At 36.0% G+C, this 11695-nt stretch carries 13 protein-coding genes; 4 read left to right on the top strand and 9 right to left on the bottom strand.

The features are described from left to right. Nucleotides 1-6: 6 nt before the first annotated feature. The 3 genes from ACY651_RS17490 to ACY651_RS17500 all read right to left on the bottom strand — a co-directional run bounded on the left by ACY651_RS17490 (nt 7) and on the right by ACY651_RS17500 (nt 3563). Nucleotides 7-801 carry a rhamnogalacturonan acetylesterase gene (locus tag ACY651_RS17490; protein WP_462254788.1) on the bottom strand — a complete coding sequence of 265 codons (795 nt, stop codon included), beginning with the start codon at nt 799-801 and terminating at the stop codon, nt 7-9. Between the two features lie 4 nt (nt 802-805). Then, entirely contained in the window at nt 806-1576 is a 771-nt protein-coding gene (locus ACY651_RS17495) for a rhamnogalacturonan acetylesterase (protein ID WP_462254789.1), read from the bottom strand. A gap of 112 nt (nt 1577-1688) precedes the next feature. Further along, complete coding sequence (locus ACY651_RS17500; protein ID WP_462254790.1) at nt 1689-3563, bottom strand: rhamnogalacturonan lyase; 1875 nt, start codon at nt 3561-3563, stop codon at nt 1689-1691. Nucleotides 3564-3969: 406 nt separating this feature from the next. Between ACY651_RS17500 and ACY651_RS17505 the strand changes: the two genes are divergently transcribed. Both ACY651_RS17505 and ACY651_RS17510 read left to right on the top strand, forming a co-directional pair. Beyond that, a complete protein-coding gene (locus ACY651_RS17505; protein WP_462254791.1) occupies nt 3970-4377 on the top strand; it encodes a hypothetical protein in 408 nt (135 codons plus the stop codon). A gap of 1 nt (nt 4378) precedes the next feature. After that, complete coding sequence (locus tag ACY651_RS17510) at nt 4379-4795, top strand: hypothetical protein (RefSeq protein WP_462254792.1); 417 nt, start codon at nt 4379-4381, stop codon at nt 4793-4795. 132 nt (nt 4796-4927) lie between these two features. On the opposite strand, the gene ACY651_RS17515 is transcribed toward ACY651_RS17510, so the two are convergent. From ACY651_RS17515 to ACY651_RS17540, 6 genes are all read right to left on the bottom strand, one after another. Next, the gene (locus ACY651_RS17515) at nt 4928-5731 is read right to left on the bottom strand and encodes an ice-binding protein (RefSeq protein WP_462254793.1); all 804 of its coding nucleotides are present in this window, start codon (nt 5729-5731) and stop codon (nt 4928-4930) included. Nucleotides 5732-6457: 726 nt separating this feature from the next. Further along, a complete protein-coding gene (locus ACY651_RS17520) occupies nt 6458-7051 on the bottom strand; it encodes a fasciclin domain-containing protein (RefSeq protein ID WP_462254794.1) in 594 nt (197 codons plus the stop codon). Nucleotides 7052-7326: 275 nt separating this feature from the next. After that, the gene (locus ACY651_RS17525) at nt 7327-7995 is read right to left on the bottom strand and encodes a hypothetical protein (RefSeq protein ID WP_462254795.1); all 669 of its coding nucleotides are present in this window, start codon (nt 7993-7995) and stop codon (nt 7327-7329) included. Between the two features lie 84 nt (nt 7996-8079). Continuing rightward, entirely contained in the window at nt 8080-8451 is a 372-nt protein-coding gene (locus ACY651_RS17530; RefSeq protein WP_462254796.1) for a VOC family protein, read from the bottom strand. A gap of 105 nt (nt 8452-8556) precedes the next feature. Next, nucleotides 8557-9084 carry a DUF4199 domain-containing protein gene (locus tag ACY651_RS17535; protein ID WP_462254797.1) on the bottom strand — a complete coding sequence of 176 codons (528 nt, stop codon included), beginning with the start codon at nt 9082-9084 and terminating at the stop codon, nt 8557-8559. Between the two features lie 113 nt (nt 9085-9197). After that, complete coding sequence (locus ACY651_RS17540; RefSeq protein ID WP_462254798.1) at nt 9198-9815, bottom strand: response regulator transcription factor; 618 nt, start codon at nt 9813-9815, stop codon at nt 9198-9200. A 34-nt stretch (nt 9816-9849) separates the two neighbouring features. Here ACY651_RS17540 and ACY651_RS17545 point away from each other — a divergent pair, with 34 nt between their 5' ends. Continuing rightward, a complete protein-coding gene (locus tag ACY651_RS17545) occupies nt 9850-10935 on the top strand; it encodes a nickel-binding protein (RefSeq protein ID WP_462254800.1) in 1086 nt (361 codons plus the stop codon). Nucleotides 10936-11074: 139 nt separating this feature from the next. Continuing rightward, nucleotides 11075-11467 carry a DUF4242 domain-containing protein gene (locus ACY651_RS17550; protein WP_462254801.1) on the top strand — a complete coding sequence of 131 codons (393 nt, stop codon included), beginning with the start codon at nt 11075-11077 and terminating at the stop codon, nt 11465-11467. The last annotated feature ends 228 nt before the right edge of the window (nt 11468-11695 follow it).

Here is an 11695-nt window from a genome sequence, read left to right on the forward strand (position 1 = left end):
AATTTATTAATTAAGATATTTTTTCAATTCGCATTTTTTTAATTGCTTAATGCCTTTTACAATGCTGGCGGCATTTACTGCGGCACCTTCTCTTGAAGTATGCGTATGCTCATTGGGGAAAAATGGTTTTACTTTTTCCTGGCCCAGTGTATCATATTCATCTGCAGTGATACTATTTAAATCAATAAAATAGGCCCCGGTGGTTTCTGCTGTTTCCTTTGCCCACAACCCATAACTTGTTCCATTGTAACGAATCAGTTTCCCATCTTTCCAATCGTTTCGGGGAATAGGCGAACAAATAAAAACAGTAGCGCCTTTTGCTTTAGCCTCATTGGTAAATTTAGTAAGATACCAACCGTAAGTATGCACCACTTCCTTGTGTTTGGTGATAGGATTATAAATTTCTTTTGCAGAATCGCCCACACCTTTTATCGTTCCCCTTGCTCTTGCGGTATCATCCAGCGGACTGCTGTCGTTATGACCAAACTGCATGATCACAAAATCGCCTTTCTGAATTTTTAAAAGCACTTTATCCCATAAGCCCCTGGTTAAAAAAGTGCGGCTGCTGGTGCCACCCAATGCATGATTTTCTAATTTTATTTTTGTGGTATCAAATAATGGTGCCATTAAATCGCCCCAGCCCCACATGTTGCTGCTGCCATCGCCACGGCCATTTTTTACCGTGCTGTCGCCAATAAAAAAAAGAGTGCGTTTCTTTTTTTCGTTATTAAAAATAATAAATGAAGAAAATAAAATTACGGTAACAACTAAAAATAAATTTCTTTTTTTGTTAGCAAACATGCGCTTAATTTTTATTTAATAAATAATTATTCAACCCTAATTGATACAATAGTTTTATTCCGTCGATAACAGATGCCGCATTAACTGTTGCTCCGGCTTCGTTGGTATGCGTATGATCGCCGGGGAAAAAATCCTTTACTTTATCAGGACCGAGTAAATCATATTTATCTGCAGTAATTTTATTTAAATCGATAAAAGAAATATTTTCGCTTGCTGCAACTTCTGCAGCCCATTTTCCAAAATCGTTACCGGCACGTTTTACTTTGCCATCCACAAATTGGTTGCGTGGTATCATGGAGGCAATAACTGGAATAGCGCCTTTTGCTTTTGCATCGTTTACAAATTTGCGTAAGTACCAGCCGTAAGTATGTACAATTTCTTTGCTGCTGTCGGGCCAGGTTAGCTCTACCGTTTCTTCACCAACGCCTCTTAATACGCCACGGTAACCGGCTTTATTAGTATCAGGCTTACTGCCTTCGTTGTGGCCAAACTGCATAATAATGTAATCGCCTTTTTTCAAAGTGCTCATTACTTTTTCCCAGCGTTTTTCTTTTATAAAAGTTCTGGTGCTTCTTCCGGCCATGGCCTGGTTGGAAATTTTTAATTGTGCAGTATCAAAAAAATTGGCAATTTTTTCGCCCCAGCCGCATTGTGGACGGTTACTGTTACGAACGGTGGAATCGCCAATGATATATAAAGTTGGTTTTTCTTTTTGCAGTAATACAAAAGATGTGAGCGTTGCAAATACAATACAATAAATAACTATTTTTTTCATCGTAAATTATTTTATTCATTTCTTTTTTTCTTTTCCCTGATGAAAAGAAACAAAAATCAAGGGCTGCGAAAAAAAAATATTATACATTATTCCGTTATTAATTATACATTATTTATCGTTTCTTCATCACTATAATATTCGGTTTGGGCGGCGGCGGCATATCCTTGCCCATAAAAAAACTGGTATGCGGCGGTTGATTGTACGCCACGTTTTGCCATACAATGCTTAAACGGTATTGCGGATCCTGCATCAGCGTATACATTTTTTTGTCTGTTGGTATTGTTGTAGTAAAAATGCGTAACTCTTTACTGTCTTTGGTACGGGCAATAATTTCTTCACGCCAATCGCCAAATAAATCTGCAGATAAACAAGGATTACTTTTTGTACCGTTGTTACTCACACAATCAAAATTTCTTCCATCAAATAATGTTTTAGTGTTACTGCTGTCGTACATCCATTTGCTTACATTAACGCCATTTAAAATTTCGCTCATTGCATCGCCATCCCAAAATATACCCATGTTGCAGGCAGGTGTTTTTTCTGCAATTTTATTTCCTTTATTATCAAACATACCTGTTATGCCTGCCCCTGCAACCCAGCATTCAAAACCGGGATAGCGTGGATCAACATCTAATGCCAAACCCCTGCCCGGCCCTTCGCCATCGCCGCCAGCCTTTACCGAAGCTTTTTTCCAAATTACTTCCCCCGTTTTTGCATCTCTAAAATTTGCACCGGCATCATCAAAACGTTCCTGTATGCTAAACACTTCCAAACCGGGCCGTGAAGGGTCCAGATCTGAAACATGCAACGCATCGGCATGACCAATACCTGTTGAGTATAACCCTTTGCCATTGTCATCAATTGTCATTTGCCCATAAACAATTTCATCTTTACCATCGCCATCTACATCGGCAACAGATAAATTATGATTACCCTGACCTGCATAAGATTTATTGCCTTCATCTTTACTATCGAACACCCAGCGTTTTTTTAATTTACCATCTTTTAAATCCCAGGCCGCTAAAATTGTTCTGGTATAATAACCACGGCACATTACTAAACTCGGGTGAACTCCATCAAGATAAGCCACACAGGCTAAAAATCTATCCATCCTGTTTCCATAACCATCACCCCAACCTGCTTTTAATTCTTCTGTTGTGGGATTTAATTTTTCACTTCGTGGAGGGGTATAATCTGTTGTATTAATTACTTCGCCGGTTAACCCATTAAATACTGACAAATACTCGGGGCCTGATAAAATATACCCTCTTTCATTTCTCCAGTCTTTAGAAGAGTCGCCAATTACATTTCCTTTGCTGTCCATTGATCCATCGCCTGTTTTCATTGCAATTTCTGCTTTGCCATCGCCATCCAGATCGTACACAATAAACTGTGTGTAGTGAGCGCCCTCTCTTACATTTTTTCCCAAATTAATTTGCCACAAAAAAGTACCATTCATTTTATACGCCTGAAAAATTGGCGGATCGGTAATGCCTGCCTGCGAATTATCTTTTCCTCTTCCTGTTAAGTGAATAATAATTTCATATTCACCATCGCCATCCATGTCTCCTACCGATGCATCGTTGGCAGCATAACCTTCCGGTGTTTTTAATGGAATAGTTAAATATGTTTTTGCTAATGCAGGCACGGTAAATTTTTCGGATGCGGTTTGTTCTTTTGATTTTACAATTGGGTTTACATAATAAGTATAAGCTTTTGTGCTGTCAATTTTTTCATCATTGTAATTAGTAAATGCTGCAATGGGAGTTCTATTTATTTTAATTGCTTTTTCATTATTTACGGCACGATAAATATTAAAGGCTATTTTATCATCGTCGGTAACCAATAAGCGCCAGCTTACAAAAATATTTCCTTTGCCATCGGGCACTGCAACTACGCCACGGTTTAAATATTCCATTTGGCGTTGGGCCATTGCATTGTAACAAAAAAATATCGCAATAAATAAAAATACAGTTTGTTTGTTCATATTTTTTCTGTTTGATTATTTATTTTTTAATGGTGAAGTATCTTGAAGCTCCAGCTTCAAGCCCATAATTTTATTTTTATCAGCAGCAATGTTTCTGAAAGCCAATACACCAACAAATATTTTTGTAATAATAGATAAGGACATGCAGTACAATCGTTTTACCTGCACAATTTAATCCATCTGCAACGGGTTGCATCCTGCTGCATCCTGAGAGAAAGCTGTTAATAAAATACGCTGCTGCAGCGACGGTTTTTATTTAAGAAGGCGTTTTGGGGTGATTCTATTTTTTTGTTAGTCTCGTTTTTTTAAGACAGGGGCACTTGCGTCGTTTTGTATACCAAGAAACGAGATAGATTAATCACTCTTAAAAACCTTACTTTTGACAGCAACACCAAGGCATCAGCCAATGAAATTATTATTAAACAACTGGACTAAAATATTTTTACTTGGTGCTTGTTTTGCATTATCCATCTTTGGATTTATGATAAAACTGCCATCGGTGTTCAGGCATTTTGATAAAGAATTACATTCGATATTTTATTTTTTTGCAGCAGCATTTGTAAACCTGCTATTCGCAAACAAAAAAATCACTATTCACCTGTTAATATTTGGCGTGCTGTATTTATTTGGTGTAGCTATTGAGTATGCCCAGGAATATTCCAATAAGTTTTTTCATAAAAAAATACATGGCCGTTATGATATTGAGGATATTCAATCTAATCTGAAAGGCCTTATCGCATTCTCCATTCTATGGATAATATATGTTGCCCTTTGGTTTGTTTACAAAAAAGCAATTGTAAAGAAAGTTGTATAAAATGGATAATAATCACCCGGGCCTGCTGCAATTAAATGTATCTTTTATGCAATTAAATACTCTTCTGCTGCTGCTTACTATATGGTGCCTCTCCTGCAATAACGGTAAAGCAAAAAAAGCAGTAAGTGAAACAACCACTGCAATTGAATTTGATACCACCAAATGGAGAACGAAGGACGGTGATGATTATCCTTACAGAGATGAATTGCTTACATACTTAACCACTAATAATAAATTAAAGGGCTGGAAAAAAGATTCCGTTCTGGCCTTTCTTGGCCAACCCGACAAGATTGACAGCAACTATTTATTTTACAGCATAGCACAAAAACGCCTGGGCTTTTTTCCTTTGCATACTAAAACATTAGTAATTAAATTAGCTGCGGATAGTACGGTGGAATGGAGAAAGATTCATCAATAGAAAAAATAAAACTGTAAAATACTAAATTCATTTACGCAAGTAATTAATTGGAGATAAAAAACCATTGTAGTAAAATTATTAAAAATGGAGCCGGTATAAAACCAGCTCCATTAGTATTAAACCCTCATCAATTTATTGCGGCTGTACCACAGTATTCATTTGCAGTGTTACTGCTGTTTGTGCCAGCAGCCTTCCGTTTATAGTTGCACCTGTTTGTAAATTAATACCAGTCTGTCCTAATATTATTCCTTCAAAATGACTGGTAGTTCCTAAGGTAACATCACCCGAAGTTTGCCAGAAAATATTTTTTGCCTGCGCTCCACCTGCCAGTGTAATCCTTACCGCAGAACTCATAATCAATGTTCCGGAAACCTGAAAAATCCACACATCATTTGGGCCGCCAGAAATGGTGATATCGGTTGGTATTATTAAGGCACTTGTCCAGTTATACAAACCCGGTGTAAGTGTTTTTCCGCCAATATCCCCAGCGCCTAAATTAATAAAATCCGGGTTAGATCTTCCTGCTGCATCGGTATATGCGGTTTGCATATCGCCAACTGCCGTGGTTAACCTGGTGGCATTATTTACTGTACAGGGCAGCGGTCCGGCTGCATCAACAGAATATATAGTACCTGAAACTTCTGCACAGGTTACCAAAATTGCTGCGCCTGTAATGGGGCTGCTTCCAATATCACCGGTAACAGCAGATTGAAAAACATTTGTAATTCCGGATTTTGAAAGAATTGCAAAATTACCTGCAAGGCCCAACGCTACACCTGCCTGCGGCTGAAGTGCTTTGTTGGAACTTATTGAAACTAATTTTGAAGAAGCTGAAGCAGCAGAAGATATATCGCTATCCATTGTTTTTTTACAGCCGCCTGATAGTGCCAACAATAGTGCTGCTGCAGCTGGTAATAATAATAATTTTGTACGCATGAGAATTGATTTAGTTGATTGTGAATAATTTTGAGTCTTTATTATTTACTAAACCTGATTGCAGGGATGAGTATTAAATTCTCCTGCATTGCACATTCATAGTTTACATGCCTTCAATAATGTAATTAACGGCAACCAGTAGCCGCAGGCATTAAGGAATGGTGGACATTCCGGATAGAGACAGGGTTTGCAGAAATGATTACGGGCTGCTTAAAATTAAAGCTGATGATAATACTTAGCTTTACCAACAAATATTCCTTTTGCTTTACTTTACAGCAAAGAGAACTGTTGCAGTATTCGCAATGATTAAGTTGATCTATGTATCTTGATTTTATGTAGCCCGTTACCGGTAAATTTCCTGTTCTGCAGTTATACAAAACTTTGCTGACTATGAAGCTTATTTTAAAAGAAGTGATATTGATTTTGTAACAACTACATTACCATAACCGTGCCATGGTTTAATTACACAAACCAACAGAATACTTTAATACCGGATATGTTTTTCAATTTGCCGGAAATTTTAAAATAATCTGTTACAAAAAATTAGTATTAGCAACCTTCATATTTTACAATTTCTAAACAATCTTCTCCCCTTTTTTTAAGGATGGCTTAAACTCTTCTTCACGAATCATTCGCTGCAATCAATACTATTATAAACAGCAGTTTATTTTACACAAAAAAGGAGCGGCCTGAGCCACTCCCTTAATAGTTTTTATTTTTACGGAATTATTTTTTTGGCATTAACACTGCATCTATTACATGTGTTACACCATTACTTGATACAACATCAGCAATAGTTACGTTAGCACCATTAATCATTACTTTACCGTCTTTTACTGTAACTGTTAAATCTTTACCCTGTACAGTTTTTAATTTCTGTCCGTCTTTTAAATCGGCAGCCATTAATTTACCAGGTACAACATGGTAAGTTAAAACACCGGTTAAATCTTTCTTCATTTCTGGCTTTAATAAATTATCAACAGCACCTGCTGGTAATGCACCAAATGCTGCATTAGTCGGAGCAAAAACGGTGAAAGGACCAGCACCACTTAAGGTTTCCGCAAGCTCGGCTGCTTTTACTGCGGCAACCAATGTTGTATGATCGGCAGAACCTGCTGCATTTTCAACTATATTTTTTGAAGCTACCATTTTAGAACCGCCAACCATAACACCAGGCTCTTCGGCAGGCATCATTTTAGAAGTATCGGTACTCATCATTTTAGTAGTGTCTGTAGAAGTTGTTTCTGCAGTTTTTTCGCCACTGTTGCAAGCTGTTAAAAACAAGGCAGAAGTTGCTGCCATAAAAAGAATTTTTTTCATAAAAATTTGTTTAGTTGATTGATTTATTGATTAAAAGAAACTATAAACGAAATAATAGCAGAAAAGGTTTTAAAAATCCTGATTTTTTTTTTTACAGTATGCAATAATTAGTCCGTTTGTTTAAAACAGTCGATTATACCTTGTTTGTTAAAGTAATTTGCACTCTACTGAACAAAAAAATAAACAGAGTGATGTAAAGCAGTAGAAGGACCTTTAAATACTGTGGGTAATATTCGCCATACCAACATCGCAGTAAAAACAATGTAGTCGAAAGGTTAGGGTGTAAGTCTTAATAATAAGTAAAGAATAAACACTGTTACTGCCAGCAAAAAACTTAAACCAATACAGGCTAAGCTTATTTTTACAGATAAGTGAAAGTAACGGAATGTTTTACAGGTAGTTTTATAAAAATAAGGCCGTAGTAAAACAATACAATAAAACACTGCATTCAATAAAATTACATAAGGGTTGTTATAAAAAACAAGTTGCGTAAATGAAGAAGTAAAAGGATTTAATAAATGCAGATTATAAAAAATAATCACCGGCATTAATATCCAGCATAATAAATAGGCCATTTTATACAACATATTTATGGCATCCATCTTTCTGTTCATCGAAATTTTAGCCAGTATAAAAGTAACGCATAAAAGAACTGAAGAAACCCCAATAAAGTTTATCATCATCAGGGAATACAATTCAGCATTAGTGTCTGCAAAAAACAAACTGCATAATATTATAAAAAAACTTTTGCCAATAAAGCAAAAGTGAATCAATGAAATGCACAACAGAAATAATGCCTGCTGAAAAACGGGAATAAAATACAAAGCCTTTATTGCAGCATTAAAAGTTTGGGTACGCTGTATTTTTGTTTGAAGAGAATTTTTAATAAAAAACCGGGCATATAAAATAAGCGACAACCAAATAACAAAATAAAGAAACAGCATACACTCTTTTTTGGTATTTCAAATGTAAGGATTAAGCTTTACCAAAAATATATGCTGCTCTTTTTTTGCCAATCGATTTATATGCTACACATGCTGGTCAATTAAAATAACATTGCCATCAGGGTCTGTTAACATAACACTTGCAGGCCCCGAAGTATTTTGGTCTGGTTCACTCAGCAGTGCTATGCCTTTATTTTTCAATTGCTGCTGAATTTCTCTTACATCATCAAACTGTTCTACTGCAGCAGCATTTTCATCCCAGCCGGGATTGAATGTTAAAATATTATTCTCAAACATTCCCTGGAACAGGCCAATCAAAGCATTTTCGTTTTTCATAATTAAATACTTTTTATCCATGCTGCCTGCAAACAATATAAAGCCAAGGCTTTCGTAAAATTCTTTTGAAGCTTTAATATCTTTAACATTAAGGCTTATTGAAAATGCACCGAGTTTCATAATTTATAGTTTTAGTTATTTAAAATAATGATAGAAAAATAGCTGTAATTTTTTCAGGCATTTTTAATACTGAAAGCAAATAGAGTTTTTAACGGCGGCAAAAAATTACACCGCAGGTTTTATTTTCCTTTTTAAAATAAAGGCACTGATGAGTGTAACAATAAGCCCAACAGGAAGAATCTCTGCATAGGTAAACAGAGCAACCAGCAAAGGATTTTTGTACATTTCCGAAAAGTTGTCCATTGTTTTGGTTTGTTTAGCAATTTCTGCCAGGCTGGCGCCATCGGCTTTTAATTTTTCCAGCATGTGTGCTGCATATTTATCTGCAAAATCTGGCATAAAAACATAATAATCTATCATCCATGCAATAACATAAATAGTTGAAGCTATCAATGTAATAAAAAGCCCTGTCTTAAATGCCTTACCAAAACTAACAAAGCCGCTGTTATATTTATCCCTGTAATTTTTAATGCCCACAAAAACCAGCGAAAAAGCCAGCAGCATACTGGCATAGCCATACAGCATACCGTCTTCAAAATTGCCACTTTTATAACAAAGGGCTATAGAGATTAGCATCAGCACAGATACAATTAATCCTCCAATTAATCCGCAAACAATTACAATTTTTTTCATCGTTTAAATTTTGGTTTACAATGTTGTAAAATTGAAATTAAAATTTTTAAGGAGCCTCATACTTACGGGTGATTTTTACATTTGCTCCCCTTTTTCATACTAAAGAGTGAGCTTTACATGATCAGTTTTAATCTTTTTGCTTTTTCAATGGCCTGCGTTCTGCGTTTTACATCCATTTTTTCAAACAGCTTTGATATATGTGTTTTAATGGTATTAAGAGAAACAAACAAACGTGCCGCAATCTCTTCGTTACTTAATCCTTCGGCTATTAAATCCAACACCTCCAGTTCTCTTTTGCTCAAGCCCATTTTAGCTATTTCATTTTCATTTAAACCAAATTCGGTATCGTTATTAATGTAAATTTCTTTTTCGATAATAACAGTTTTAAATTTTGGTTTGGTTAGCTTAAGGGCCAGCCAAATACCCAGCGCTGTAAAAATAAGTGCAATGGCCCCGGCATAAATTTCAAAAGCATGGTTAAAAATAATAAACCGTAACTCAAGCCATCTTAATAAAAATAAAAGTAATGCCAGGCTTACGCCATAAAGCAGCAGGGTTTTATTTTTTATAAATAGTGTTTTAATGGTCATTTTAAATGTTCCAATGTGTTTATGTGCTGCAATTTCAAATGTAAACATTTCTTTACCATTGCTTTTTTGCTGCAGATAAAAATTTACAGGTGTATCAATTCGTTCATCTTTCGTAATATTATAAAAAAATATTAACTTCAAATAATAATAAATATAAACTACTATGCCCATTTATATGGACATACACATTATACCGGGTGTAAAAGCCAGGGAAGTTGCACAGGCGCATCAACTTGATTTATTACACCAGGAAGAACATGAATGCAAGTGCATGACATACTGGATAGATGAGGAACGTGAAAGTGTTTTCTGCCTGATTGATGCCCCCAATGAAGAAGCGGTAGCAAAACTGCATAACAAGGCACATGGCCTTATCCCCAACAAAATAATTGAAGTAAAAAGCACATTGGTAGAATCTTTTTTGGGCAGGATTTACGACCCCGTAAATACAGAAATTTCTGATAATGGACTAAAGATTTTTAATGACACTTCTTTTAGAATTCTGCTGGTTACTAAAATAACCGACCCAATATTATTGAAGTATAAACTTGGTACAGAAAAAAGTGAAGAGTTGCTCAATAACCATAATAATATAATAAGAAAACATTTTCACCATTTTGGTGGCAGTGAAGTGGAGCATGGAGGAGCTGAGTTTATTATCTCTTTTACCACTGCAAATGCGGCAGTTTCCTGTGCTTTGGCCATGCTGAATTCAGTGAAGGCAATGTGTGGAGATGAAATCGATTTTAGAATTGGCATTAACGCAGGCGAACCTGTTGAAAAAGGTAATACATTATTTGGCGACACCATACAACTTGCAGAAAATATTTGTTCCATTGCCAATAATTTTCAGGTTGCCCTTACCGGTACTGTAAAAGAATTGGTTTTAAAAGATCATTTTCAAAAGCACAATAATTTCTTCACCCTATCTGCAGAGGACGAAGTGTTACTGGAATTATTGTATGCCAAACTGGAAGAAAACTGGCAGGATACCGAATTCGACATTACCAATTACTGCCATGCAATGGCCATGAGTAATTCGCAACTATACAGAAAAACGATATCCCTTACCGGCCTGTCGCCTAATTTATTTTTAAAAGCTTTCCGGCTTCAAAAAGCAAAGGAGCTGATGAAAAAAAAGCACTGCAGTATTTCGCAAATAACTTTTGAATCAGGTTTTTCCAGCCCTTCTTATTTTACCAAATGTTTTAAAAAGAAATACGGCCTGCTGCCCATGGCCTATCTCAATCTGCTGGATTAATACATTTACCTGCGGTTGAATTTTACCATTTATTGAACGATTTGTTTCAGATGTGTTACCATTTATTGAATGATTTGTTACAGCCTTTCGTCCCGATGTGAAATTATCTTTGTGCATCTTATCACTTAAAACAAATTTTATGAAACAGATCACTAAAAATTTTGCGTTACTGGTTGCCGCTATACTTTTTATCGCTTATGCTTCACTGGCGCAAAATCCCACAGCAACAAATCATTCAACCACTAAAAACAAAACAACAATGAAAACCTATCTTATTGAAAGGGATATTCCCAATGCCGGCAACTTAACACCGGAACAATTAAAAGCTATTTCACAAACGTCCTGCAGTGTACTTAAAGAAATGGGACCAAAAATTGAATGGATACAAAGCTATGTTACAGGCAATAAAATATTTTGTGTGTATAAAGCCGAGAGCGAAGAATTAATTAGGGAGCATGCAAAAAAAGGCGGCTTCCCTGCTAATGTTATTACAGAAATTGGAACAGTTATCAGTCCGGCTACTGCTAACTGATAATTAAGGATAAATGATTTACATTTTAGATTTTCAGAAAGAGAAACTATGCTCTTTCCAGCAATTCCTTAAAAATGAAATGATGAAATTATTTTTGCGCATAAAAATTTTTATTAAAAAAACAGGCGAGCCCGAATATTCCTATTCGTGCCCGTTTGGCTGAGGCTTATCGTCAGGTGCAGTGCGGGCATGTTCACCAACGGCACTCCTCCACCGGAGAAGCTGACC

The sequence above is a fragment of the Ferruginibacter sp. genome (assembly GCF_031391665.1).
In the GTDB taxonomy this organism is placed as follows: domain Bacteria; phylum Bacteroidota; class Bacteroidia; order Chitinophagales; family Chitinophagaceae; genus Ferruginibacter.

Bases quoted from the DNA above. Each gene is read 5' to 3' on its own strand.
- ACY651_RS17530 (WP_462254796.1), bottom strand. From the start codon at position 8,451: ATGAAACTCGGTGCATTTTCAATAAGCCTTAATGTTAAAGATATTAAA.
- ACY651_RS17490 (WP_462254788.1), bottom strand. From the start codon at position 801: ATGTTTGCTAACAAAAAAAGAAATTTATTTTTAGTTGTTACCGTAATT.
- ACY651_RS17550 (WP_462254801.1), top strand. From the start codon at position 11,075: ATGAAACAGATCACTAAAAATTTTGCGTTACTGGTTGCCGCTATACTT.
- ACY651_RS17520 (WP_462254794.1), bottom strand. From the start codon at position 7,051: ATGAAAAAAATTCTTTTTATGGCAGCAACTTCTGCCTTGTTTTTAACA.
- ACY651_RS17495 (WP_462254789.1), bottom strand. From the start codon at position 1,576: ATGAAAAAAATAGTTATTTATTGTATTGTATTTGCAACGCTCACATCT.
- ACY651_RS17545 (WP_462254800.1), top strand. From the start codon at position 9,850: ATGGACATACACATTATACCGGGTGTAAAAGCCAGGGAAGTTGCACAG.
- ACY651_RS17500 (WP_462254790.1), bottom strand. From the start codon at position 3,563: ATGAACAAACAAACTGTATTTTTATTTATTGCGATATTTTTTTGTTAC.
- ACY651_RS17510 (WP_462254792.1), top strand. From the start codon at position 4,379: ATGGATAATAATCACCCGGGCCTGCTGCAATTAAATGTATCTTTTATG.
- ACY651_RS17505 (WP_462254791.1), top strand. From the start codon at position 3,970: ATGAAATTATTATTAAACAACTGGACTAAAATATTTTTACTTGGTGCT.
- ACY651_RS17525 (WP_462254795.1), bottom strand. From the start codon at position 7,995: ATGCTGTTTCTTTATTTTGTTATTTGGTTGTCGCTTATTTTATATGCC.
- ACY651_RS17515 (WP_462254793.1), bottom strand. From the start codon at position 5,731: ATGCGTACAAAATTATTATTATTACCAGCTGCAGCAGCACTATTGTTG.
- ACY651_RS17535 (WP_462254797.1), bottom strand. From the start codon at position 9,084: ATGAAAAAAATTGTAATTGTTTGCGGATTAATTGGAGGATTAATTGTA.